The sequence below is a fragment of the Streptomyces platensis genome (genome assembly GCF_008704855.1).
GTDB classification, from domain to species: Bacteria; Actinomycetota; Actinomycetes; order Streptomycetales; family Streptomycetaceae; genus Streptomyces; species Streptomyces platensis.
Genome location: NZ_CP023691.1, coordinates 6,775,604 through 6,800,070 on the forward strand (window position 1 = coordinate 6,775,604; position 24,467 = coordinate 6,800,070).

General features: G+C 72.4%; 19 protein-coding genes. 14 read left to right on the top strand and 5 right to left on the bottom strand.

The window, feature by feature from the left end; all coding sequences use genetic code 11:
- Window positions 1–60: 60 nt before the first annotated feature.
- Entirely contained in the window at window positions 61–3,384 is a 3,324-nt protein-coding gene (locus CP981_RS29925) for an AfsR/SARP family transcriptional regulator (RefSeq protein ID WP_085927118.1), read from the top strand.
- Window positions 3,385–3,494: 110 nt separating this feature from the next.
- On the opposite strand, the gene CP981_RS29930 is transcribed toward CP981_RS29925, so the two are convergent.
- Complete coding sequence (locus CP981_RS29930) at window positions 3,495–4,298, bottom strand: SDR family NAD(P)-dependent oxidoreductase (protein ID WP_085927117.1); 804 nt, start codon at window positions 4,296–4,298, stop codon at window positions 3,495–3,497.
- A 287-nt stretch (window positions 4,299–4,585) separates the two neighbouring features.
- Here CP981_RS29930 and CP981_RS29935 point away from each other — a divergent pair, with 287 nt between their 5' ends.
- Entirely contained in the window at window positions 4,586–5,305 is a 720-nt protein-coding gene (locus CP981_RS29935; RefSeq protein WP_085927116.1) for an exonuclease domain-containing protein, read from the top strand.
- Window positions 5,306–5,357: 52 nt separating this feature from the next.
- Here the strand turns inward: CP981_RS29935 and CP981_RS29940 are convergent, their stop codons facing one another.
- The gene (locus CP981_RS29940; RefSeq protein WP_085927115.1) at window positions 5,358–6,248 is read right to left on the bottom strand and encodes an aminoglycoside phosphotransferase family protein; all 891 of its coding nucleotides are present in this window, start codon (window positions 6,246–6,248) and stop codon (window positions 5,358–5,360) included.
- Between the two features lie 249 nt (window positions 6,249–6,497).
- Between CP981_RS29940 and CP981_RS29945 the strand changes: the two genes are divergently transcribed.
- The 6 genes from CP981_RS29945 to CP981_RS29970 all read left to right on the top strand — a co-directional run bounded on the left by CP981_RS29945 (window position 6,498) and on the right by CP981_RS29970 (window position 13,762).
- Window positions 6,498–7,439 carry a carbohydrate ABC transporter permease gene (locus CP981_RS29945; protein WP_085927114.1) on the top strand — a complete coding sequence of 314 codons (942 nt, stop codon included), beginning with the start codon at window positions 6,498–6,500 and terminating at the stop codon, window positions 7,437–7,439.
- Window positions 7,440–7,594: 155 nt separating this feature from the next.
- The gene (locus tag CP981_RS29950; protein WP_085927147.1) at window positions 7,595–8,365 is read left to right on the top strand and encodes a carbohydrate ABC transporter permease; all 771 of its coding nucleotides are present in this window, start codon (window positions 7,595–7,597) and stop codon (window positions 8,363–8,365) included.
- Window positions 8,365–9,684 carry an ABC transporter substrate-binding protein gene (locus tag CP981_RS29955; RefSeq protein ID WP_107429576.1) on the top strand — a complete coding sequence of 440 codons (1,320 nt, stop codon included), beginning with the start codon at window positions 8,365–8,367 and terminating at the stop codon, window positions 9,682–9,684. The genes CP981_RS29950 and CP981_RS29955 overlap by 1 nt, the downstream gene beginning before the upstream one ends.
- 493 nt (window positions 9,685–10,177) lie before the next feature.
- Complete coding sequence (locus CP981_RS29960) at window positions 10,178–11,383, top strand: S8 family peptidase (protein ID WP_085927113.1); 1,206 nt, start codon at window positions 10,178–10,180, stop codon at window positions 11,381–11,383.
- Between the two features lie 178 nt (window positions 11,384–11,561).
- Window positions 11,562–12,149, top strand: coding sequence for a TetR/AcrR family transcriptional regulator (locus CP981_RS29965; RefSeq protein WP_085927112.1), 588 nt, complete (start codon window positions 11,562–11,564; stop codon window positions 12,147–12,149).
- Window positions 12,146–13,762 (top strand): MFS transporter, encoded by a 1,617-nt coding sequence (locus tag CP981_RS29970; RefSeq protein ID WP_150522375.1) that lies wholly within the window; start codon window positions 12,146–12,148, stop codon window positions 13,760–13,762. Before CP981_RS29965 ends, CP981_RS29970 begins: the two co-directional genes overlap by 4 nt.
- Window positions 13,763–14,091: 329 nt before the next feature.
- On the opposite strand, the gene CP981_RS29975 is transcribed toward CP981_RS29970, so the two are convergent.
- Window positions 14,092–15,180 carry a glycosyltransferase family 2 protein gene (locus tag CP981_RS29975; RefSeq protein ID WP_085923795.1) on the bottom strand — a complete coding sequence of 363 codons (1,089 nt, stop codon included), beginning with the start codon at window positions 15,178–15,180 and terminating at the stop codon, window positions 14,092–14,094.
- Between the two features lie 175 nt (window positions 15,181–15,355).
- Here CP981_RS29975 and CP981_RS39270 point away from each other — a divergent pair, with 175 nt between their 5' ends.
- Both CP981_RS39270 and CP981_RS29980 read left to right on the top strand, forming a co-directional pair.
- A complete protein-coding gene (locus CP981_RS39270; RefSeq protein WP_280117042.1) occupies window positions 15,356–15,487 on the top strand; it encodes a hypothetical protein in 132 nt (43 codons plus the stop codon).
- Window positions 15,488–15,581: 94 nt separating this feature from the next.
- Window positions 15,582–16,175, top strand: a complete 594-nt coding sequence (locus CP981_RS29980; RefSeq protein ID WP_085923796.1) for a DinB family protein — start codon at window positions 15,582–15,584, stop codon at window positions 16,173–16,175.
- Window positions 16,176–16,328: 153 nt separating this feature from the next.
- On the opposite strand, the gene bla is transcribed toward CP981_RS29980, so the two are convergent.
- Window positions 16,329–17,246, bottom strand: coding sequence for a class A beta-lactamase (gene bla / locus CP981_RS29985; RefSeq protein WP_085923797.1), 918 nt, complete (start codon window positions 17,244–17,246; stop codon window positions 16,329–16,331).
- A 139-nt stretch (window positions 17,247–17,385) separates the two neighbouring features.
- Here bla and CP981_RS29990 point away from each other — a divergent pair, with 139 nt between their 5' ends.
- Together CP981_RS29990 and CP981_RS29995 are read left to right on the top strand one after the other, a co-directional pair.
- Window positions 17,386–18,327: a LysR family transcriptional regulator gene (locus CP981_RS29990; protein WP_244329841.1), complete on the top strand. Its 942-nt coding sequence runs from the start codon at window positions 17,386–17,388 to the stop codon at window positions 18,325–18,327.
- Window positions 18,324–19,226 (top strand): serine hydrolase, encoded by a 903-nt coding sequence (locus CP981_RS29995; RefSeq protein WP_085923799.1) that lies wholly within the window; start codon window positions 18,324–18,326, stop codon window positions 19,224–19,226. Before CP981_RS29990 ends, CP981_RS29995 begins: the two co-directional genes overlap by 4 nt.
- Here CP981_RS29995 and CP981_RS30000 read toward each other — a convergent pair.
- Window positions 19,223–21,733: a SpoIIE family protein phosphatase gene (locus CP981_RS30000; RefSeq protein WP_244329842.1), complete on the bottom strand. Its 2,511-nt coding sequence runs from the start codon at window positions 21,731–21,733 to the stop codon at window positions 19,223–19,225. The genes CP981_RS29995 and CP981_RS30000 overlap by 4 nt on opposite strands.
- A gap of 218 nt (window positions 21,734–21,951) precedes the next feature.
- On the opposite strand from CP981_RS30000, the gene CP981_RS30005 reads away from it, so the two are divergent.
- The gene (locus tag CP981_RS30005; RefSeq protein WP_085923801.1) at window positions 21,952–23,655 is read left to right on the top strand and encodes a sensor histidine kinase; all 1,704 of its coding nucleotides are present in this window, start codon (window positions 21,952–21,954) and stop codon (window positions 23,653–23,655) included.
- A complete protein-coding gene (locus CP981_RS30010) occupies window positions 23,648–24,334 on the top strand; it encodes a response regulator (protein WP_085923802.1) in 687 nt (228 codons plus the stop codon). Before CP981_RS30005 ends, CP981_RS30010 begins: the two co-directional genes overlap by 8 nt.
- The last annotated feature ends 133 nt before the right edge of the window (window positions 24,335–24,467 follow it).

The window sequence follows — 24,467 nt, forward strand, 5'->3', positions numbered from 1 at the left end:
GCAGCCGCCGTACTACGGGGCCCCCGGCACCGCGGGCCGGCCCCCGACTACCGTGAGGCAATGCACTTCCGTGTACTCGCCCCCCTGGACGTGCGGTCCGCCGACGGCCGCCCCGCCCCTGTCCCGGAGACGAAGGTACGCGCCCTGCTCGCCGCGCTGCTGGCGCACCACGGCCGCCCCGTCTCCACGGCCCGGCTCATCGCACACCTCTGGGGCCCGCGGCCGCCCGCCCATCCCACGGCCTCCCTCCAGAGCAAGGTCTCGCAGCTCCGCCGCGCCCTGGACACCGCGGAGCCCGGCGCCCGGAACCTGCTGACGGCGACCCCGCCCGGCTACCGGCTGGACATCGCCGCCGACGCACTGGACGCCGGCCGCTTCACGGCACTGACCGGCCGCGCCCACGCCGCCGCCACGGCCCGGGAGCGGGCCGAACTGCTCGGCGAGGCCCTGGAATTGTGGCACGGCCCCGCGTTCGCCGGCTTCGCGGACAGCGACCTGGTGCGCCCGGTGGCCGAGAGCCTGGAGGAGCAGCGGCTGACCGCCCTGGAGGAACGGGCCGCGGCCCGCCTGGAACTGGGCGAGCATGCCCCGCTGACCGCCGAGCTGGCCGGTCTGGTGGCCCGGCACCCGCTCCGCGAACGGCTGCGCGCCCTCCAGCTGACCGCCCTGTACCGGGCCGGCCGGCAGAGCGAGGCACTCACCGCCTACGGCGAGATCCGGGCGCGGCTGGCCGACGAACTGGGCGTGGACCCCGGCCCCGAACTTACCGCGGTGTACCAGGCGATCCTCCGCCAGGAGCCATGGCGGCCGCCCGGCGAAGGCGCACGGCACGACGGCGGCGCATCCCGCTCCGACGACCGCGCGACGGCGCCCCTCGCCACCGCCCCGCCGCCCGGCCCCCGCCCCCGCACCAACCTCCCCACGCCCCTCACCGCACTCCTCGGCCGCCAGGACGCCGTACACCGGATCGAGGCGCTCCTCCCGGACACCCGCCTGGTGACGCTCACCGGCCCCGGTGGCGTGGGCAAGACCCGCCTCGCCCTGGAGATCGCGGGCCGGCTGGCCGACTCCTTCCCGGACGGTGTCCGGCTCGTCGAACTGGCCGCGCTGAGCCGCCCGGACGACCCCGCGCGGGGCGCCGGGAGCAAGCGCACCGCGGCCGAGGTGGCCGAGGCGGTGCTGGCCGTACTGGGCACCCGGGAGGGCGCCTCGACCGGACCGGTGGCCGAGCGCCTCGTCGGCGCGGTACGCGGCAAGCGCCTGCTGCTCGTCCTGGACAACTGTGAGCACCTCGTCGAGGCGGCCGCGGAGGTCACCGCCGCACTCCTCGCCGCCGCACCGGACCTCCGCGTCCTGGTGACCAGCCAGGAATCGCTGGGCCTGACGGGCGAGACGCTGTGGCCCGTACCGCCGCTGGAACCGGCCGGCGCCATCGAGCTGTTCACGGCCCGCGCGAGCGCCGCCGACCCCGGCTTCGCCCTCGACGCCGACGACACGGCCGCCGTGGCGGAGATCTGCCGCCGCCTGGACGGCATCCCGCTCGCCCTGGAGCTGGCCGCCACCCGGGTACGGGCGCTGGGCGTACGGGAGCTGAGCGCGCGGCTGGACGACCGGTTCCGGCTGCTGGCGACCGGCCGGCGCGGGGTCCCGCCCCGCCAGCAGACCCTGCGCGCAATGATCGACTGGAGCTGGGAGCTGCTGCCCGCCGCCGAACGCGCCGTGCTGCGCCGGCTCGCCGTCCACGCGGACGGCTGCACGCTGGAGGCCGCCGAAACGGTCTGCGCGGGCGACGGCGTGCACCGGGACGAGGTGCTGGATCTGCTGGCCCGTCTCGTGGACCGCTCCCTGGTGGCGGTGGCCCGCACGCCGTACGGGCCCCGCTACCGGCTCCTGGAAACGGTCGCCACCTACTGCCTCGAACGCCTCCGCGAGGCCGGCGAGCTGACCGCCGTACGCCGGAGCCATCACCGCCACTACACCGAACTGGCCGAGCGCGCCGCCCCGTTGCTCTACGGGCCGGACCAGCGCGCCTGGCTGGAGCGGCTCGACCAGGAGACGGCGAACCTGCGGGACGCCCTGGACGGCTCGGTCCGGGACGGCGCCGCGGACCGTGCGCTGCGCCTGGTCAACGCGCTGGCCTGGTACTGGTTTCTGCGCGGCCGGCTCGCGGAGGCGGGCCGCTCGCTCACCGCGGCCCTCGCCGCGTACGGGGCGCGCCCGGAGACGTCGCCGGACGCCGGGGACCCGGCAGCCGAGGGGCGCCGATTGCGGGCCGCCGCCTGGCAGGTCGGGATGGCCTCGCTGGCGGGCGATGACGTCGACCCCGTGGAGCAGGCCACCGCCGTGCTCCGGCAGTACGGGACCCATGACGACCCGGCCGGCCGGGCCTGGGCCCAATGGTTCCTGGGGTTCGCCCAGGTCGGCCTGGGCGACCCGGCGGTGGCGGGGGAGCGGGTGGCGCACTCGCTGGCCGCCTTCCGGGCCCTGGGCGACCGCTGGGGCACCGCCGCGGCGCTGAGCAGCCGCGCCCAGGGGACCGGTGGCGGGGACCTCCGGTCCCGGCTCCGCGACGCCGAGGAGAGCGCCGCGCTCTTCCGTGAACTGGGCGACCGCTGGGGCCAGTTGCAGGCCGCCGATGTGCTCGCCGCCCTCGCGGAGATCACCGGTGACTACGCGCGCGCGGCCCGGCTCCACCAGGACGGGCTGCGGATCGCCGAGGAGCTCGGCCTCTGGATCCAGGCCTCGTACAAGCTCTCCGGACTGGGCCGGATCGCGCTGCTGACCGGAGATCTGCCGGCCGCCCGCGACTTCCACGAGCGGGGCAGGCGGCTGGCCGCGGAACAGTCCCATCTGCGGGGCGAGATGTTCGCCGAATGCGGACTCGCCCTCGGCGCCCGGAGAGAGGGCCGCCTCGACGACGCCGAGGCGCATCTGCTGCCCTGGCTGAAGTGGTGCCTCGGCCGCGACGGCGACCCCGGTACCGCGTTCGTCCTGGGCGAGCTCGGCTTCCTCGCCGAACTGCGGGGCGACGCGGAGACCGCCCGCCGCCACCATCTGGACGGCTTCGCGGCGGCCCATGCCACCGCCGACCGGCGCGCCGTCGCGCTGGCCCTGGAGGGGCTGGCCGGCGTGGCGGCCCTGACCGGGCGGTGCGCCGTCGCGGCCCGGCTGTTGGGGTGCGCGGCCGCGGCCCGCGCCGCCGCGGGGGCACCCCAGCCCGCCGCGGAGCGCGGTGATGTGGCACGGAGCACGGCCACGGCACGCCGGAGCCTGGGCGCCGCGGCGTTCGAGGCGGCGTACGCGAGCGGCGCGGGCGTGACACCGGAGGTGCTGGTGAAGGAGGCGATGGGAGACGCGGGGGAGGGCAACGGGGAACGGGAGTAGGGGGTAATTCGGAGGAATGGGAGAAAGGGGAGAGGGAGGAGAAAGCGGGGCAGGGGCGGCCAGGTGAGAAGACCGGCCGCCGGGTGGGGAAGAGGGGCGGCCGGTGAGAACTACGGCGTCCCCGTGATCCCCCCGTCGACCCGCAGCTCGATCCCGTTGACATAGTCCGCGAGCGGGCTCGCCAGGTAGGCGACCGCGGCCGCGATGTCCGACGGGCGCCCCAGCCGTCCGCTCGGATTCGGCGCATACTCCGCGACGAGGTCCGCCTCGTCCGGTCCGCCCTCGGGTTCACCCCGGCGGCCGTCGTCCTCGGCGGACCGTTCCTCGAACATCCGGTACATGGAGGGCGTGACGATCACCCCCGGGCTCACACAGTTCGCGGTGACCCCGGTCCCGGCGAGGTGCCGGGCCAGGCTGGTGGTCATGTTCACCACGGCGGCCTTGGCGGCGGAGTACGTCACCATGTGGGGCAGTGGTGTCCGTACCGCCCGGCTGCCGATGGTGATCACCCGGCCCCAGCCGTGGGCGCGCAGCGACGGCAGCAGCGTCTGGCTGACCCGCACGGTCGGCAGCACATTCCCCTCGAAGGCGGCCCGCCAGTCGGACGGCCGGGAGCTCTCCCAGTCGTGCTCGGCGAACGGACCGGCATTGTTGACCAGGATGTGGGCACCGAAGTCCCGTGCGGTGAGGGCGACCTGCTCGGCGATGCCCGGTTCCGTCAGATCGCCGAGCACCACTTCGGCCCGCACGCCACGGGCCGCGACCTGCTCGGCGACGGCCGCCGCGGCCCCCGCGTTCCGCCCGTGGACGAGGACGTCACACCCCTCGTCCGCCAGCGTCTCGGCGATCGTGGCGCCGATGCCCGCACTGCTGCCCGTCACCAGCGCCGCGTGTCCTGCCAGCCGTAGGTCCATGGCGGTCAGCCTAGGGCGTGTCCGCAATGTCCCGCCCTCCGGGCGGACGACGGGGCTTTGCGGACACGCCCTGGAGGTGCGGGGGACGGGTGGGGCCCCTGCCGCGACAGGCCGTCGGCCGATTGTCAGTGGTGCGTGCGAGAGTGGGCGAACAACGGGGGAAGTACCACCGAAGGAGGCCGCATGAGCGGGTGCAGCACGGGGATTCCCCCGGCCGAGGGCCGGGGGTTCGTCATGGAGGGGTGCGCGCCGCGCGAGTGCGAGGCCGGGCGAAGTGAGGTTTCGGCATGAGTTGGCATCAGGGGCTGCTGGTCAGCTTCGATCTGGAGACCACAGGCACCGACGTCGAACAGGACCGCATCGTCACCGCGGCCCTGCTCCGGCTGGAGGGGGACGGCCGGCCGGCCGCCAAGCTGACCTGGCTGCTCGATCCAGGTGTGCCGATTCCCGACGAGGCAGCGGCCATTCACGGCATTTCCACCGCATATGTCCAAGAGCACGGGCGTCCGCCGACGACCGCCATAGAGGAGATCACCGAGGCGCTGGCCGATGCCTTGCGCGCGGAGATCCCGCTGGTGGTGATGAATGCGCGCTATGACCTCTCGCTGCTGGACCGCGAGTGCCGCCGCCACGGCCTGCGGACCCTGACCGAACGCCTGGGGCACGCCCCCGCACCGGTCATCGACCCCCTCGTCCTGGACAAGCATGTGGACCGCTACCGCAAGGGGAAGCGTGCCCTCCAGGCACTCTGCGGCCATTACGGCGTCCGGCTCGACGGCGCACACGAAGCGGGCGCCGACGCGGCGGCCGCGGCCGGCGTCGCCCGGCGCATCGGGGAGAAGTACCCGGCCGTCGCCCTCCCGTCACCCCGTGCGCTGCACACCCTCCAGGAACAGGCGGCCGCCGAACAAGCCGCCTCGTTCCAGGCGTATTTGCGGCGCTCCGGTGACCCCCGGGCGATAGTCGAGCCGGCCTGGCCGCTGATCCCGTACCAGGCCGGCGCCTGAGCGAGAGCCGCCCGCCCGGGCCGCAAGGGCCGGGCCCGTCAGGCCGCCCCGCTCAGAAGGGATACCACCGCACCGTCGCGTCCTTGTCGCGCAGTGAGGCGATCCGGCGCAGGAACTCCTTGTGTGCCGCCGGGTTTCCGGGCGCGTGCTGGGACACCCAGGCGCAGCTCGCCGTCTCCCGCGACCCGCGCAACACGGCGCAGCCCTCCCAGTCCCGGACATCCCAGCCGTAGACGGACACAAAAGTGTCGTAGGCGTCGGCGGTCAGGCCGTAGCGGTCCCGGCTGAGCGCCATCACGACCAAGTCGTGTTCCCGCAGATCGGAGGAGAACGTTTCCAGGTCGACCAGCACCGGGCCGTCGGGCCCGACATGAATATTGCGGGCCAGCGCGTCGCCGTGGATGGGGCCGCGGGGCAGATGCGGTTCCAGGGCCGTGGCGGCGGCCGCGAAAGCGTCCCGCCGCCCGCGCAGATACTCCGCGTCCGAGGCCGACACGGCGTCGCCGGCCAGCCGCAGCCAGCGCTCGACACCGCCGAGCAGTTCGCGGCGGGGGAGCGCGAACGGCGGCTCCGGCAGCGCGTGCACGAGCTTCAGCAGCGCGGCGAGATCGTCCGGACCGGCCGGGCGGACGGCCTCCGGCAGCCGCTGCCAGTAGGTCACGGGATGTCCGTCCGCCAGCGTCGCCACGGGCTCCGCGGCCCGTACGGCCGGCACGCCCTCGGCGGCCAGCCACTGCGCCACGCCCAGCTCCCGCTCGGCGCGCTCCAGGAGTTCGGCGCTGCGGCCCACCCGTACGACCGGTCCGTGGTCGCCGAGGGCGAAGACGGCGTTCTCGCCGAGCGAGAGCAGTGCGGCGTCGGCGGCCGCCTCGGGGTGCCCGGCCGCGGCCAGCACGTCCCGGGCGCGCTCCTCCGTGAAGGGGGCGGGGCTCGGTTCGGTCATCGGGATGCCTCCTGGTGCATGGACGCGACCAGTGTCGCAGGTAGGAGCCGCGGCCCCGGCCGGAAGGCATCCGGTGCGGGGGGTTCCGCGCCGGAATCGGCCGGGGACCTTGACGGGGGTGCCGGCCGTCACGACGATGACGGCGGCCGGGAACGGCCGACGGGGAAGAGGGGGAGCGATGGCAGCAGTGCCAACGGCGGGGGCATACGGGGGCAGACCGTCCGGACCGCGTCGTGCGGAGCCGCTCCCATGACCCTGGCGACCGCACCCCGGCGGCCCACCGCACCGGCCGCGGACCGCGCCGCCCGGCCCCGGCGCGACCTGGGTGCCTGGTTCCTCGTGCTGCCCGCGCTGCTGCCGATCCTGGTGCTGAGCGTGGGGCCGCTGCTGTACGGCATCGGGCTGGCGTTCACCGACGCCCAGTCGGGCCGGACCCAGGCCACCCGCTTCGTGGGGCTGCTGAACTTCTCCGATCTGTTCCAGGACTCGCTGTTCTGGGACTCGTTCCGGATCGGCCTGATATGGGCCTTCGGCGTCACCGTCCCGCAGTTCCTCCTCGCCCTCGGCCTGGCCCTGCTGCTCCACCTCGATCTGCGGCTGCGCTGGCTGGCCCGGGCGCTCGCGATCATCCCGTGGGCGATGCCCGAGGTCGTCGTCGGCATCATGTGGCGGCTGGTCTACCACCCGGACGCCGGCATCCTGAACGAGACCCTGCGCGACCTGGGCCTGTCCGGAGCCGGCGACGGCCGGGACTGGCTGAGCGGGCTGGCCACCGCGCTGCCCGCGGTCATCGTCGTCGGCGTCTGGGCCGGAATGCCACAGACCACCGTCACGTTGCTGGCCGGTCTCCAGAACGTCCCCCGCGAACTGCACGAGGCCGCCTCCATGGACGGCGCGGGCGCCTGGCGCCGTTTCCGCACCGTCACCTGGCCCGCGCTCCGGCCCATCGCCCTCGCCGTCACCGCGCTCAACTTCATCTGGAATTTCAATTCCTTCGCCCTGGTCTTCGTCCTGACCGACGGCGGCCCCGGCGGCCGGACCCGCCTGCCGATGCTCTTCGCCTACGAAGAGGCCTTCCGCTACGGGCAGTTCGGCTACGCCGCCACGATGGGCCTGGCGATGGTCGCGGTGATCTCGGTCCTGCTGGCCCTCTATCTGGTCGGCCGACTGAAGGGGGACGACGACCGGTGAACGCCACCGAACGGGCCGACGGCAGCCGCCGCGGGGGCGGCCCGCCGGACGCGGGAAACGTCCGCACCCCACGCCGTAAGGGCACCCACCTCGCTCCCCGCCGAACCGCCACCCGCACCGGCCAGTACGCCGCCCTCCTCGGCTATCTCGCCTTCCTGGCCTTCCCGTTCCTCTGGCTGCTCTCCACCGCCTTCAAGCCCCCGCGGGAACTGGCCGGCCTGCACCCCACCTGGATCCCCGAGGCGCCGACCCTCGACAACTTCCGGCAGGCCTTCGCGCAGCAGCCGCTGGCGGCGGCCGCGGGCAACAGCCTGCTGGCCGCGGCGGTCTCCGCCCTGCTGGCCATCCTGCTGGCGACCCCGATGGCGTATGTCCTGGCCCGGGTCCGCAACCGCCTCTCGCGGGCGGCCACCGGCTGGGTCGTGATCAGCCAGGCCTTCCCGCTGGTACTGGTGATCATCCCGCTGTTCCTGATCCTGAAGGGGCTCCATCTGGTGGACTCCCGGATCGGTTTGATCATGGTCTATGTGGTGTGGTCGCTGCCCTTCGCCCTCTGGATGCTGACCGGCTATGTCCGGTCCGTACCACGGGAGTTGGAGGAGGCGGCGGCGATGGACGGCGCCGGCCGGCTCCGTACGCTGGTCTCGGTCACCGCTCCGCTGCTCGCGCCCGGCATCGTCGCCACCGCGCTGTTCGCCTTCATCACCGCCTGGAACGAGTTCTTCTTCGCCCTGGTCCTGCTCAAGTCCCCGGAGAAACAGACACTGCCGGTCGTGCTGACCCACTTCCTCGGGGCCGAGGGCGTCGCCGACCTCGGCCCGCTCGCCGCCGCCGCGCTCCTCGCCACCCTCCCGAGCCTGCTGCTCTTCGCCGTCATCCAGCGGCGGATCACCGGCGGGATGCTCGCCGGGGCGGTGAAGAGCTGATGCGTCACGACCCTGCGCCCGGCCGCCGTGTCACCCGGCGGGGCCTGCTCGCCGCGGCGGCCGCGCTCCCGGCCGCGGCTCTGCTGCCGGGCTGTTCCGACGGTCGCCGGCGGCCGGCCGGTGGGCGGATCACCCTGCGCTTCCAGTCGCTGGCCTGGCAGCAGGACTCACTCAAGGCCAACAAACAGCTGGTCGCCGAATGGAACCGGCAACACCCCGACATCCGGGTGCAGTACGTCCAGGGTGCCTGGCCCACCGTCCATGACCAGCTGCTGACCTCCTTCGAGGGCGGCGAGGCCCCGGACATCATCCACGACGCCTCCGACGACCTCGCGGACTTCGCCTACGGCGGCGACCTCGCCGACCTGACGGCCCTCCTCCCGCCGCGCCTCAAACGCGACATCCCGCAGCGGAGCTGGGAGACCGGCACCTTCGACGGCCGCATCCACGGCGTCCCGTTTCTCCAGGAACCGCGGGTGCTGATCGCCAACCGCGCCGAGCTGCACCGCTCCGGCGTCCGTATCCCCACCCCCGAACACCCCTGGACCTGGCAGGAGTTCGAGGAGGCGGCCCAGCGGCTGACCCGCGGCAGCACCTACGGCGTCGCCTGGCCGCTGAAGGAACCCGTCTCCGCCACCCTCAACCTCGCCCTGTCCACGGGCGGCCAGATCTTCCACCGCCGCCGCGACGGCAAGGTGGAGGTGCGCTTCGACGCCGTCGACCAGAGGGTGCCGCGCACCATCCATGACCAGGTCAACGTCGACCGCAGTGCCTCCCGTACGACGCTGGGCATGGGCGGCTCCGACACCCTTCCCGGCTTCTTCGCCGGGCGCTACGCGATGGTGCCGCTCGGCTTCTCCTACCGTCAGCAGATCGCCCAGCAGGCGCCCAGGGGCTTCGACTGGACGGTGCTGCCCGCCCCCAAGGGCACCGCCCTGGACCAGGGCGTGAGCCCGCAGACCCTGTCGATCGCCGAGGACTGCCCGTACAAGGAGGAGGCGATGGCCTTCATCGACTTCTTCCTCAGCCCGCCGAACATGGTCCGGCTCGCCCTGGGCGACTGGCTGCTGCCGACGGGGCAGGAGGCGCTGAAGGATCCGGCCCTACGGGTCGCCAGATACGACTGGGCGACCGGCACCGCACTGGCGGACTCGCTGCGTTCCGCCCCGGCCCAGTCCGTCCGCGGATATCCGGAATGGAAGGACAAGATCGCCACCCCGGGCCTCCAGGAGTACTACAGCGGTGCCATCGGCCTCGACACCCTGCGAAAGCGGCTGGTCGAGGACGGCAATCCGGTGCTGGCCCGCTATCAGCGCTGAAGCGCACACGGAGGCTCATCGACGCTGAAGTGCGCGCGAAGTCCTTTGGTGCCGAAGGGTGCCGAAGTGTGCGCGGGGCCTTTATCTGCGCACGGTCCCGAGTCCGCTGTCGGCGGCTCACCGGAGCTGCCGGTACGGCGCCAACTGCCCTTGCTTCACTCCGCATTGGGTGACCTGCATCTCGCACCCACCGGGGCGTGCGTCACCGGCATCGCCCACCGCCCCGGCTCGCCGTTCACTGCCCCGCCACCTTCTATTGCGTGAACGTAAACGGAGTTGAGTCCCTCCGGTTCAACTCCTGGGCCACTTTGACCACTTCTGAAACATTTCCCATTTCAGTGCCCTTGTTGCTTATCTCACACGCTCCAGCTGGCCTTGAATTGAACTCATCAATCAGACAGGGTTTCGAGCCAGCCCGACGCAGATCTTCCGGTCTGTTCGGGCTATTGCGCAACGCTTTCCCCCCACACCACGAACGAGGAGAATCCTCGCAATGGCTCACAAGCGTTCCAGCAAGAAGCGGCTTGTCACGGCGATATCCGCCGCTGTTGCCGCCACTGGTATCGCCGCCGTCACCGCGGTCACCGCGGGCGCGTCCCCGGCCGCCGAAGGCAAGATCTACGGAGCCGAGGCGAAGGGCGCCGTGAACGGCAGCTACATCGTCATGATGAAGAAGGGCATCCGTACCGCGGAGAGCGGTGACCTGGCCGACAAGTACGGCGGCGAGGTCAAGCGGAAGTACTCCTCCGCCATCGACGGCTTCTCGGCGACCGGTCTGAGCACCGAAGAGGCCAAGCAGCTCGCCGCCGACCCGGCCGTCGACAAGGTTGTCCAGAACAAGAAGTTCCACATCGACGGCGCCCAGGCCAACCCGCCGTCGTGGGGCCTGGACCGCATCGACCAGGCGGACACCAAGGGCGACAAGAAGTACAACTACCCCGACAGCGCGGGTGAGGGCGTCACCGCCTACGTCATCGACACCGGCGTCCACATCAAGCACAAGGACTTCGGCGGCCGGGCGTCGTGCGGCTTCAACGCCATCGACGGCAGCGACAAGGCCGAGGACGACAACGGCCACGGCACGCACGTCGCGGGCACCATCGGCGGTACCGAGCACGGCGTCGCCAAGAAGGCCAAGATCGTTGGCGTCAAGGTCCTGGACGGTGAGGGCTCCGGCACCACCGAGCAGGTCGTCGCGGGCATCGACTGGGTCACCAAGAACCACAAGGGTCCCTCGGTCGCCAACATGTCGCTGGGTGGCGGCGCGGACGAGGCACTCGACGCGGCCGTGAAGAAGGCCATCGACGCCGGTGTCACCTTCGCCGTCGCGGCGGGCAACGAGTCCTCCGACGCGGGCCAGGGCTCCCCGTCGCGGGTGAAGGAAGCCATCACCGTGGCCTCCAGCACCAAGGACGACGAGCAGTCCGACTTCTCCAACTTCGGCAAGGTGGTCGACCTTTACGCCCCCGGCTCCGACATCACCTCGGACTGGAACACCGGCGACGACGCCACCAAGACGATCTCCGGCACGTCCATGGCGACCCCGCATGTCGTCGGTGCCGCCGCGGTCTACCTGGCCGGTCACAAGGACGCCAAGCCGGCCGACGTGGAGAAGGCCCTGACCGACGGCGCCACGCCCGACAAGATCACGAACCCGAGCGAGGGCACGCCCAACAAGCTGCTGAAGGTCGTCAAGTAATCACCTGACTCCCTCAGCTTCCACACGCCGGCCGCCGCGCTCGCCCCCACGGGGCGCGGCGGCCGGCGCCGTTGTGCGCTCCGCCGCGCTGCGTTCGGACGGTTCCAACGCCCCTCCGCGGCCGCCGAAGCGACCTCCGGCGTAGACACTGTCTACTGCCATGCGGTAGACAGTGTCTATGAGTGATCAAGACGCGGCGGGCCTGCGCGCCCGTTTGGTGCAGGCCGGCATCGATCTGCTGACCGAAAAGGGCGTGCAGGCCCTGTCGTTGCGGGAGATCGCCCGCCGGGCCGGGGTCTCCCACGGGGCCCCGCGGCGCCACTTCCCCACCCATCTGTCCCTGCTGTCCGCCATCGCCCGCCAGGGCTTCGCCGATCTGGCCGACCAGGTCGCGACGCACATCGACGGCCACCGGACGGATCCCCGCGCCCAGCTCATGGCCCTGGGGCGCGGCTACCTCGACTTCGCGCTGACCCACCGCGGCATGTTCGAGCTGATGTTCCGTCATGACCTGCTGGAGAGCAACCATCTCGGCCTCCGGGAAACCAGCCTGCCGCTCTTCCGGACACTCGTCGACCTCGTCTCCCGGGCACGGCCGCAGTCCGTTCTGCCCCCGCCGGTCGTCGCGGGCGCCCTGTGGAGCAATCTGCACGGCATCGCCCAGCTCTGGAGGTGGGGGAGCCTGCAACTCGCCACGGGAGCCGACGAGGTCGAGCCGCTGCTCCGGGCCGCCCTGGACGCGCACCTCGGGCCGGCCGGCCGATGACCACCCGACGCCTGCAACGCCTCGTCCTCACCGGCAGTGTCACCGGGGCCGTGATCGTCGCCCTGGACGGCACCGTACTCACCGTGGCGCAACCCGCCCTCCAACGGGATCTGCACGCCTCATTCGGGCAGGTCCAGTGGACCAGCACCGGCTATCTCATCGCCGTGGCGAGCCTGCTGGTCTTCGCCGGCCGGCTCGGTGACCGCTACGGCCACCAACAGCTCTTCGCCCTCGGGATCCTGGGCTTCGGCGCCACCTCGGCGGCCATCGGCCTGGCCCCCGGCGTCGGCTGGGTGATCGCACTACGGGTGGCCCAGGGCATCTTCGGCGCCCTCCTGCAACCCGCCACCCTGGGCATGCTCCGCGCCACCTATCCCCCCGACCGACTCGGCATGCCCCTCGCCCTGCGCACCAGCGCCATCGGGCTGGCGGCCGCCGCCGGACCGGTTCTCGGCGGCGCGCTGGTCGCGCATTGGGGATGGCGGGCGGTCTTCTTCCTCAATGTGGTGCCGGCGTGTCTGATGGGGGGGTTGGCGTTGGTTGTTCGGAGGGCTGCTCTTGCCCCCGCCCCCGCCCCCGCCCCCGCCCCCATCCCTCCCTCCGCCTCCGCCTCCTCTTTCGCGCCCGGGGAGGCATCCGCCGGCGGCGCCGGTCCCACCGCCGCCGGCCCCACCACCACTGGCGGCGCCCGCCCCGCAGGTGGCCTCGACCTACCCGGTGCCTGTCTCCTCGCGCTGGCCCTGGTGAGTCTCGTGCACACCCTCGTCGCCCTTCCGGAAACCGGTTGGACGGTGGTCACCGCACTGGGCGGAGTTGCGGCCGCGTTCGCCTGCGGTGCCTTCATCCGGCACGAGCGCCGCACCGCGAGCCCGCTGGTCCCCCTCTCCGTGGTCGGTTCGACCACCATTGCCTCGGCCCTTGCCGTCCTCCTCTCCGCGTCAGCGGCCCTGTTCGGCACGCTGTTCGTCAGCACCTACTTCCTTCAGGACGTCCTCGCGCTGGACCCGCTGGAGAGCGGTCTGCGCGTGCTGCCCCTGGCCGTGCTGATGGTGCTGAGCGCCCCGGCCTCGGCCGTACTACAGCGCCGGTACGGCCCCCGCCGGACGACCGTGACGGCGATGACTCTCCTCACCCTCGGCATCCTCGCGCTGTCCCAACTCGACCGGAACTCGACGGCACCGGCCATCGGCGCGGGCTTCCTCCTACTGGGCGCCGGCTTCGGCACGGTAATGGTCACGGCGACGGCCGTCATCGTGCGCCACGTGCCCACGGCTCACGCCGGAGTAGCGGGCGGCCTCCAGCAAACCGCGATGAACATCGGCCCGACCCTGGGCGTAGCCACCGCCACCGTGCTGGTGACTCTCACGGCCCCCGCCACCACGGGCGACCACTCACCCGGCGCACCACACTGGACCGCCGAAGCCTTCCTCTCCGCGATGGGCCCCACCCTCCTGACCCTGGCGGCCGTCGCCGCAACCGGCGCTATGGCCGCGGTCAAGCTCCCGCGCAGCACCACGGCCGACGGTGATTCCCGGCAGCCGCCCGCAGTCGGCGGCGTGCGTGATCGCGACCTGTCCGAAGTATCCGAAGCAACCTGCCATGACGTCCGGTGACTGACCCGTCGACAACCAACCTCCTATTCCTCGGGGCCGCACGCCCGCCTTCCCGCGAGCGGCGTGTGACTCCGGCGCAGGCAGCCAGCCCCTCGGGACGCCACCAAGTCCCCGATGTCGAGCGGGCCCGGACTTCGTGCCAGGACGTGTCACCTCCGCTCCGATCACCTCCGCCGAGCACCGAGCTCCGTCCTGGGGCTCGATGCCTCCCAGCTAAGGTTCCGTTCCTCGATCGGCCCGCGCGGCTCTACGGAGAGTCGCCCCCCCTCCCGCCACCACCTGATGGCGGGTGGGGACACTCCGTACGCCCATCAACGTCGCGGCCGGTGTCAGCCGCCTGCGAGCGCCGTCCGTACCGGCGCTGTGTCGGCCCGGCCCTTCTCGTACACCGTGAGTCCCCGTGCCAGATGGAGAGGCACCAGCAGCAGTTCCACGATGAGGGCCTTCCAGGCGTAGACGAGGTTGACGGCCTTGGTCGCGTAGACGCAGGGGATGTTCAACAGGACGGTGAAGAAAGGGAGTTTGCGGCGGTGGGCGGCGTAGAGGAGTGGCGGTGTTGTCAGGAGAAGTTCGGCGCCGGCCCACCACGCGAAGGCCAGAGCGGGTGGCTGGTCGGTTGTTGCGGTGAGGAGGAAGGGCGTCGCCCACCACAGGGGTGCGGTGAGGATCTCCAGGAGGGCGAGCAGCACCCAGACCGCCAGTAGGGGTTTGTGCAGGATCAGCCGCCCGAGGTGGAGCCGGACGTTCTGACAGAAGCCCGCCATCCAGCGCCAGACCTGTTTGCGGAGGTAGGTGAGGTCTTCCGGGTCGGCGGCCAGGGCGACGGCGTCGGAGACGTAGACCGCGCGTCTGCCCGCGATCTGCTGGGACCACGTGTAGTCCATGTCCTCGACGATGGTTCGTTCCGGGAAGCCGCCGAAGGCAATCAGGTCGTCGCGTCGGAAGACGGAGCAGCAACCCGAGCAGACCATGGGGCTGTTGGCGCGGGCCTGGATGGGGCGGTGCCAATGGAAGCCGAAGAGATATTCGGTGGAGCGCCCGCGTTCCCAGAGTGTGCGGGTGTGGCGGGTGCGGACGGTGCCTGCGGCGACCGAGACGCCGGGGTCGTCGAAGACCGGCAGGACGGTCTCGATGTAGTCCGGCGCGAGGACGGTGTCGGCGTCCACGGCCAGTACGAGGTCGGTGGTGCATTGCGGCAGGGCGTAGTTCTGCGCCTTGGCCTTGCTGCCGAGATTGTGTGGCGGCCGCAGGACGGTCACCCCATGTGAGGCTGCCACCTCACCCGTGCGGTCCGTGGATGCGTCGTCCACTACCAAGACCCGGTCAGGCGGGACGGTTTGAGATGCGAGGGACTCCAGCGTGGCCGGCAGTCCCTCCTCCTCGTTGTGTGCGGGCACGATGACGGTGATGGTGTGCATGTCGTTCTCCCCCTGTCTTACGGATCGCGCTGACTACGACGGTGAGCAGTCCGATCACGCCGTAGACGATGGTGCTGATGCCGATGAACGGCAGTCCTCCGTGCATGTCACCGACGGTAGGGGGGGTTGCGCCCGGCGTGGTTCCGGAGGATCCCTCCTGTGGATAACTCGAGCGATGAGAGGGCGCACCGACGGGACGGAGTGCCGGCGCCTCGGCGGCGATGGAATGACGGACGGCACGCACATGTTCGGCCCGGTGCTCGGGGATGTCGCGAAGCAGGTCTACGGGCGGGCGGAGCGCGGCTGACGCCGGCCGGCGCGGGTAGTTCGTCGGTCGCGTCCAGCGAGCTGATTCCGCCGCGAGAGGTGGAGAGGGATCGCACGAGCGGCAGACTGGCCGCATGACCCCATCGGATCCCAAAGCTGACCTTCGCTTCTACCTTCAGTCCGCCCGCGATGCCCTGCTGTGGAAGCTCGACGGGCTCTCGGAGTACGACATTCGCCGCCCGCTGACGCCGACCGGCACCAATCTCCTGGGACTGGTGAAACACGTGGCCAGTGTGGAGCTGGGTTACCTCGGCGACACCTTCGGACGGCCGTCCGGTGAGCCGCTGCCCTGGCTCGAAGATGCTGCCGAGACCAACGCCGATATGTGGGTCACCGCCGACGAGTCACGCGCGTACATCGTCGAGCTCTACCGCCGGGCGTGGGCGCACGCGGACGCGACGATCGACGCGCTGGCACTGGACACGATCGGCACGGTGCCGTGGTGGCCCAGCGGCAAGGACGAGGTGACGTTGCATCATGCTGTGGTGCGGGTGATTGCCGATACGCACCGGCACGCCGGTCATGCCGACATCCTCCGGGAACTCATGGACGGCGCCGTGGGGATGAACGAGGGCAACGACAGCATGGCGTCAAGCGATTCGGCCTGGTGGGAGAAGTATCGCAGCCGACTGGAGCGGGCCGCTCAGGAAGCGGACCGGGACGCGTAAGTTCAGACCTGACCGGGATGGCCGGCCGACCGCCACGGCGGCCGGCCATCCGCCGACGCAGGCAGCGCCGGCGGGCCGCGCCAGCGGGCAGTCGAAGCGCGCAGCCAGCCGGCCTCGGCGGCCTCCTCTCGTCGGCCGCGGCCATGCCCCTCCCTACGACACCCTCTCCGCCACCACCGATGCCGCCTGCGCGATCAGCGCGTCGTCATACTTCGCGTCCTTCTGGGTGCGGTTCGACAGGATCGCTACGACGATGGGGGCGGCGTGGGGTGGCCAGACCACGGCGATGTCGTTGCGGGTGCCGTAGGTGCTGCCGGCGCCGGTCTTGTCGCCGACGAGCCAGGTTTTGGGCATACCGGCCTTGATGAGCTTCGCTCCGGTGGTGTTGGTCCGGAGCCACTTGGCGAGCTGTGCGCGTTCGCGCCGGGGCAGGGTGTCCCCGAGGACGAAGGAGCGCAGGTCCTTGGCGAAGGCCCGGGGTGTGGTCGTGTCCCTGGTGTCGTTCGGGGACCAGTCGTTGAGTTCCGGCTCGTGGCGGACCATCCGGGTGGTGTGGTCGCCCAGCTTCTCCAGTACGGCGTCGAGTCCCTTGGGGCCGCCGATCGAGTCGAACAGCAGATTGGCGGCGGTGTTGTCGCTGTAGCGGACGGCGGCATCACACAGGGCGCGCAGGGTCATCCCGGTGTCGACGTGTTTCTCGGAGACGGGGGAGTGGGGGACCAGGTCGTCGCGGGAGTAGGTGATCACCTTGTCCATGCCGGGCAGTGAGTACTTTTGCAGCACTGCGCCGGCGGCCAGGGCCTTGAAGGTGGAGGCGTGGGCGAAGCGTTCGTCCTGGTGGTAGGTGATCTCGCGGCCCGTGCCGGTGTTGATCGCGTAGACGCCGAGCCGGGCATCGAATTTTCGCTCAAGGTCCTTGAATGCCTGGGCGGATGACTTCGGTGCCGCGTCCGTGTCTGCTGCCTTCGTGGTGGGGGAGGAGGCGGCCGGGGCGCCGCAGGCGGTGAGCGGGACGAGGGTGAGGGCGGCGAGCGCGCCGATGACCAGGCGCCGGGCTCGGGTGTGGGGCATGTCAGATCCTTTGGGAATCCCGGGCGCGCGAGGCGTACGGGCAGAGTGATGGGTGGCGGCCCTGTTCCCGGGCCTCGATTGCCGTGATCAGCCTGGCGTTCCGGCATCTATGCAGTCCAATGCGCTCATGAGGGTTTCCATGCCGAAATCGCATAGGGTGCAGCTCGTGGATCTGGTGGGAGCGTGTCGTGCGTTTGTCAGCGTGAGCGAGCGCGGCAGTTTCACCGTCGGAGCGGCCGCCGCGCGGATGTCGCAGTCGGTGGCCAGCCGTCGTGTCGCCGCCCTTGAGGAACGCTTCGGTGAGCGGCTTTTCGAGCGAACGGCGCGGCGGGCCGTGCTCACGCCCTTCGGCCGGGACATGCTGCCGGCCGCCAGACAGCTGGTGCTCGCGGCCGATGTGCTGCAACACGAGGCGGAGACGGCCAAGCTCAAGCCGTGGCGGCTCGCGGTGCCCGACATCTGCTCCACCGCCGGTCTCGCCCGCCTCATCGCCGACGCACGAGGGCACGGCGTCACCCTCGATCTCCGCGCCGCGGCACCGGCGGAGCGGGCCGAGCTGCTGCACTCACAGCAGGTGCGTGCCGCCCTGCTCGCGGTCCCGCGGGACGAGGCGACCTGGTCGGTGCCGCTCGGGCTCGCCGGCGCGCAGGATCCGGGAGGGAAGCGTCTCTATGTCGAGACGCTGCGCATGGGGCGCGCCGCGTTCGGCGAGCCCCGCCGTATCTGGATCCAGCCGGAGGACGATGTGCCGCATATCCGTGACCCGTTGACGCGGCTGCGCGATGCCGTCGGGCTGCGGCCCGCCCAGCTCGTCGTCGCGGCCGACCACACGACCGCCGCGGCGGAGGTGCTGTGCTCACGCGATGTGCTGCTCTGCTCGCCCGCACAGGCCCGGGAACTCGCCCTGCACTGGCGTCCCGTCGGCGAGATCGCACTCACCCGGGGGTTCGCCCTGGCCACCGCCGTGGCCGGCCACCCGGACCATATCCGTGCGCGTCTGGGGGACGACATCGCCCGCTGCCTCGGCGCCGACGAGGGCGCCGACGAGACCGTGGAGACGCCCGGGGCGGTGGTGACATGAGCACCGAGGCACTGCTGCGCGAGATGCGTCAGCGGCTGCGCGACGGCGGCCTGCACGGCTGCTTTCTCGTCCGGGACCTGCATACGGGACAGGAGCTGGGCATCGAGCCGGACACCCAGCTGCCCGCCGCCTCCCTGGTGAAGATCCCGCTGGCGCTGGCCACACTGGAACGCATCCGGCGGGGCGAGCTCGACGGATCGACGATGCTCACGGTGGAACCCGGGCGGATCACCACGCCCGGTCCGACCGGGCTGAGCCGTTTCCGTCATCCGGTCCGGATCGCGATCGATGACCTGCTCTACCTCAGCACCTGTGTGAGCGACGGGACGGCCGCGGACGCGCTGTTCGCCCTCACTCCGCCTGCTCAAGTAGCCCAGATCATGCGGGAGTTCGGGCTTCAGGGCATCTCCGTCCGGCACACCACGCGCGAGCTGAGCGAGACCCCCGTGGAACGCTTCGATGCCGCGGAGGCCCATCTCGCCTACGCGCTGGCCATCGAGGCCGGTACCAGCGGCCGCGGCCACCGGGTGCCGCAGCTCGATGTGACCCGCGCGAACTCCGGCAGCGCGCGCTCGTACGTCGAACTCCTCCAGGCACTGTGGACACCGTCGGAGATCCCTTCGGAGGTGGCCGGCCGCGTCCGCGGCCTCATGGCGGACAATCTGCTGCGGCAGCGCATCGCCCCGGACTTCAGCTCGGACGCCTCCATCTGGTCCTCCAAGACGGGCACCCTCCTCAACCTCCGCCACGAAGTCGGTGTGGTCGAGCACTCCGACGGCCAGACCTTCGCCGTCGCCGTCCTCACCGAGTCACTCGTCCCGGCCGGCACCCAACCCGATGCCGACGCCGTCATGGCGCACGTCGCCCGCACCCTCCGCGATCACCTCCGGCAGCTTTAGGGCGCGCCCTTGGGGCCGCCCCCCGGGGCGCCGTCCCGGCCCGGCGCCCCGGGACCGTACTCGGTGAGCAGCAGGGCGATGTCGTCGGCCCGGTACGAGGAGCGCCGGGCGTTGTGCAGCAGCCGGTCGGCAAGTTCGTCCAGGGAGTCCGCGCGGGCATGTGCCAGGGAGGAGCGGAGGCGGTCGATCCCCACGTCGATATCGGCCCCGGGCTCCTCGACCAGGCCGTCCGTGTACAGGGCGAGGACGGATCCCGGCGGCAGGTCGACCGGAGTGGTGGGATAGGCGCTGGTGCGCTCCACCCCGAGGAGCGGGCCGATGCCGAGGTCGAGGACCTCGGTCGTCCCGTCGGGGCGGCGGAGCAGCGGCGGGGGGTGGCCGGCGGTGACGGCGTGGGCGTGGTGGGTGTCGGCGGCCACCTGGAGGTAGCAGCAGCTGGCCAGCAGCCCGGGGTCGAGGTCGAAAAGGGTGCGGTTGACGCCCGCCATCACCTCGCCGGGCGTATGGCTCACGGCCGTGAACGCCCGTACGGCGCTGCGGAGTTGGGCCATGGTGGCCGCGGCGGCGATGCTGTGCCCCTGTACGTCGCCGATGATGAGCGCGACCCCCTTACCGGTGGGGATGGCGTCGTACCAGTCGCCGCCGATGTCCATCCCGCTGGTGCCGGGCAGATAGCGCGCGACGGTGCGGATGCCGGGAATCACGGGCAGCCGGTGCGGCAGCAGCGCCTGCTGGAGGCCGCGGGCAATGGCGAACTCCGAGTCGTAGAGCTTCGCGCGTTCCAGAGCCTGGGCGATCAGCCCGGCGAGGGCGGTGAGCACGCCCCGGTCCTTCTCGGTGAACCGGTGGTTGCTGTCGAAGCCGAGCACGCAGGTGCCGACCGGGTGGCTGGAGGCGATCAGCGGCAGATACGCCCAGGAGTTCACCTCGCCGGTGGGGGCGCCCGGGTAGTTCCGGGTGAGCTCCTGCCGCGATTCGATGAAGAGCGGAGCGCCCGCGGTCAGGGCTTCCGTACCGGGCAGCCGGGCGTGCAGCGGTGCGCCCTCCAGCCCGTCGAGGAAGTCTTCGTGGCGCCCGGTGTGGAAAAGGCGGTGCATCGTTCCGTTGCGGACCACGTAGATGGCCAGCTGCTGGCCTCCGAAGGCGGGAAGGAGCTGGTCGGAGACGACTTCGCAGACCTGGCGGGTGGTGACCGCCTCGGTGAGCGCGCTGCCGAGCTGGAGGACGTGGTGCATCACTCCCAGCCGCGTCGGGGTGGCGGCGGTGGCCGGTTCGGCCGCGGAGGCGGGTGGTGCCGACGTCGAGGGGGGCTGGCCGAGGGGCACCACCCGGCCGGTCACACCGTCCGCTTCCGGATGGAGCGAGAAGGCGAGCCAGTGGTCGGGCGCCTGGCAGGCGAGGAAGGAGGCCGGCGCCTGCGAGATCATCGCGGACCGGTGCCGGGACTCGACGTCGGGATCGGCCAGCCAGGGCAGCGCGTCCCACAGCACCTGCCCCAGCAGCTCGTCGCCGGACACGTCCAGCTGCCGCAGGGCGGTGTGGTTGGCGTAGGTGACCCGCCCGTCGGGGGCGAGGGAGAACAGTCCGTCCCGCAGCCGTTCGACCGCGGCGACGGCCGCGCTGCCGGCCCGGCTGTCGACGACCGCGCCCACCAGCTGGCGGCGGGCCGGCCCGTCGCCGGCCTCCAGGACGCGGGCCCACAGCTCGACCGTGCGGTAGCCCTCGCCGTCGCCCCCGCGCTCCCGTACGCGCAGGCGCCGCGCGGTGATCCGGCGGCCCCTGGCGGCTGCCTCCCGGGCCGCGGACAGGAAGGCGGCGAGATCGCCGGGGTGCAGGCAGGCGGCCAGCGAGGTGGCCTGACCGTCGAAGGCACGGGGGTCGAGACCGAAGATCGCGCAGAGCTCGTCGTCCCCGCGGAAGGTGCCGGAGCCGAGGTCCCAGCCGAACAGGCCGACCCGTACGGCCGTGGCGGAGGGCGCCGGGATCTCGAGGGGCACCGTCTCCGGGGCGCATTCCACCGGATCGCCGGTACGGGCGCGGAGCGCGGCCAGCGCACTCCCGAGCCGGCCGGCGACGGTCCGTACGTGGCGGCGCCGGGCCCGGGACAGCCCTTCGCTGCCGGGGGTCGCCGCCCAGACGACCGCCAGCGCGCCGAAGGTCTCCCCGGCCGCGCCCACCGGCACGGAGCAGGAGCCGAAGGCGTACGGCAGTGCCACCGCGAGCTGCGGATAGCGGCGCATGGTCTCCTCGGCGTTGGCCAGGTGGACGGTGCGCCCGGAGCGGTACGCCGTGGCGAGCGGGATGGGGCTGCTCACCGGGATGAGGCGCCAGCCACCCAGCAGGGAGGGCGGCGCCCCGTACGCCGCGGCGAGCACGATCGACCGGCGGTCGCGGGAGCGGAGAAAGACGCTGCCCGCGTACGCGCCGGTTCCTTCGACGGCTTCGACGGCGGCCGCGGCGAGCAGATCCGCGCGCTCCGCCGTCTCGCCGACGGTCATCCCGCGCATACCTCCAGTGTGCGCAGGTGTCGGCCCGGCGGCCCAGAGCGGCAACCCAGCGAGAGGAACAGGTCACAGCCTGCACCCGCCCGGCGCGCCGGGGCGCCCTCCGGCCTTCGCCGTGCCCGTACCTGTTTCTGCCTTCCCACGGCCTCTGCCTTTGGGCAGAGGCGGCTCACCCTCAAGAAGCAGGGAAGCCCCGTGCGGAGCCCTCGATAATCGTCGTCATGTCCTCCAGTGCCCCGCCCGCGACCGAGCCCGCCGTCTCCCGAAGCCTCTTCGCGGGGCCGGGGGAGCAGGGGCGGTGGCTGGTGTGGCGGGCGGCGGTCGAGGCGGTCACGGCCGCGGCGCTGGTGCTGTTCGTCCACGAGGCGGAGTCGGCGGTCGAGGACCGGCTGGTGGGGGAGGCCGCGGGCCTGGCGGTTCTCGGCATTGTTCTGGTGCTGATGCGGCGCCGTTTTCCGGCGGCCTGTGTGGTCGGGCTGGCGGCGCTGATGGGGGCGGTGCCCTCGGTGGCACTGCTGACCGCGGTGGCCTCCTACACCGCGACCCGGCAGCTGAGGACGTCTCGGCAGCGGGTCGGGGTGCTGCTCGGGGCGGCCGCTCTGACGATGCTGATCGACGCGGTGTGCGCGCCCGCGCTGGGGGTGGGCAGCAGCCCGTTCGGCCTGGCGCTGGGGGCGGTGCTCGCCGTCAGCACGGTCGTGGTGCCGGGGCTGGTGGGTACCGCTGCCGGTCAGCAGGGCCGGCTGCTGCGGGCGCTGCGGGAGCGGGCGGCCGCCGCCGAGGAGGCGCGGCGGCTGGCGGAGAGCGAGTCCCGGATGCGCGAGCGGTCGCGGATCGCCGCGGAGATGCACGATCTGGTCGGGCACCGGCTGAGCCTGGTCTCCCTGCACGCGGGCGGGCTGGAGATGGCACTGGAGAAGGCGGCGCCCGAACTGCGGGACGAGGCAGCCGTGGTGCGCCGGGCCACCCGGGACGCGATGCAGGAGCTGCGGGAGGCGCTCGGGGTCCTCGGCCCGCTGGAGAGCGATACCGGCACCGGCGCGCTGACCGACGCGACGGGCACCCGCGCGGACATCGAGGCGCTGGTCGAGGAGTCGCGCAGGGGCGGCATTCCCGTCGAGCTGTGCTGGGAGGGGGCGGACCTCGACGCCCGGCCGGCCCGGGTGCGGCGGGCGGTGCACCGGGTGGTGCGCGAGGCGCTCACCAATGTGCACCGGTACGCGGCCGGGGCGCATGTGACCGTTGCCGTACGCCACACCGGCGAGCGGGTGACGGTGCGGGTGCGCAACGGCGTGCCGCCCACCCGGCCCGCCGCCCCGACGGGGCTCGGCTCCGGACGCGGGCTGGCCGGGCTGCGGGAGCGGGTGGCCCTGCTCGGCGGAGAACTGGAGGCCGCGCGGACGCCCGGTGGCGGCTTCGCGGTCGCCGCCGACCTCCCCGCCGACCCCGGGCCCGGCGCCGAGACCGCGGACGTGCGAGCGGACGCCGACGCTCCGGCGGTCGCCGACGAGCCCGCCGGCCGGCTCTCCGCCCTCCAGCGGCGCGTCGCCGGTGCCGTCATCGGGCTGCTCGGCCTGACCGGGGTGGGTGTGATGGTGCTGTTCGGGGTCCTGCTGGTGGACCGTTCACGGTATGACCTCGCGCACGAGAGCCCCGAACAACCCCGGGTGGGAATGACGAAGGAGCAGGTGAAGAAGGCCGTGCCACCGGACGACGAGTCCTCGCGCGCGGCCGCCGAGGGGCACGAACCGCCACGGCCACGTGCCGCCACCGAGTGCCTGTATCCGTACGCGAGCGAGCGCCCCGAGGGCGGCCGGCTGCCCATCGTCCGCTACTGCTTCCGGTCCGACACCCTGATCGCGATCGACCGCTTCACCGTTCCGATGGTGACCGAACCTCATAGTGGGAGCACGACGCATGACTGACCACGCCAACTCCGCGGTCCCCGGGCCGGGTTCCCCGATCCGGGTGCTGCTCGCCGACGACGAGGAGATGGTCCGGCACGGCGTCCGGCTCATCCTCCGGCACGCCGAGGGCATCGAGGTGGTGGGGGAGGCGCCCAACGGTGCCGAGGCCGTCCGGCTCGCCGCCGAGGCCCGGCCCGATGTGGTGCTCCTCGACGTCCGCATGCCCGTACTCGACGGGCTCGCCGCCGTCGAACCGCTCGCCGCCCTGGACCCCGCGCCGCAGGTGGTCATGCTCACCACCTTCGGCGACGAGGAGAACGTCCTGCGGGCGTTGCGGGCGGGCGCCACCGGCTTCCTGCTCAAGGACGAGGGACCGCAGGAGCTGATCCGCGCGGTACGGGCGGCCGCCGCGGGGGACGCGGTGCTCTCGCCCGGTGTCACCGGGACCGTCGTCCGGCGGATGCTCAGCGGCGGCGCGCCCCGCGTCCCCGACCGCCGGGTGGTGGGGCTGACGGACCGGGAGCGGGAGGTGCTGGTGATGCTGGGCGAGGGGCTGTCGAACCTGGAGATCGGCACCCGGCTGGGCATCGGGGTGGGGACGGTCAAGACCCACGTCGGCTCGATCCTGGGGAAGACGGGGTGTGGCAGCCGGGTGCAGGTGGCGCTGCTGGCGCACCAGGCCGGACTCATGGGCTGAAGGGCGGTCCGGGCCGGACGGCTCGCACTCCCGGGCCCCTCCGGCTCTCCCTTAGGGGAGAGGCGCCGTGGTCCGTGCGGGCGAGGGAGCCGCCGTCTCTCCGCCCTTGGACAGGCGGTGTATTCCCGACCTG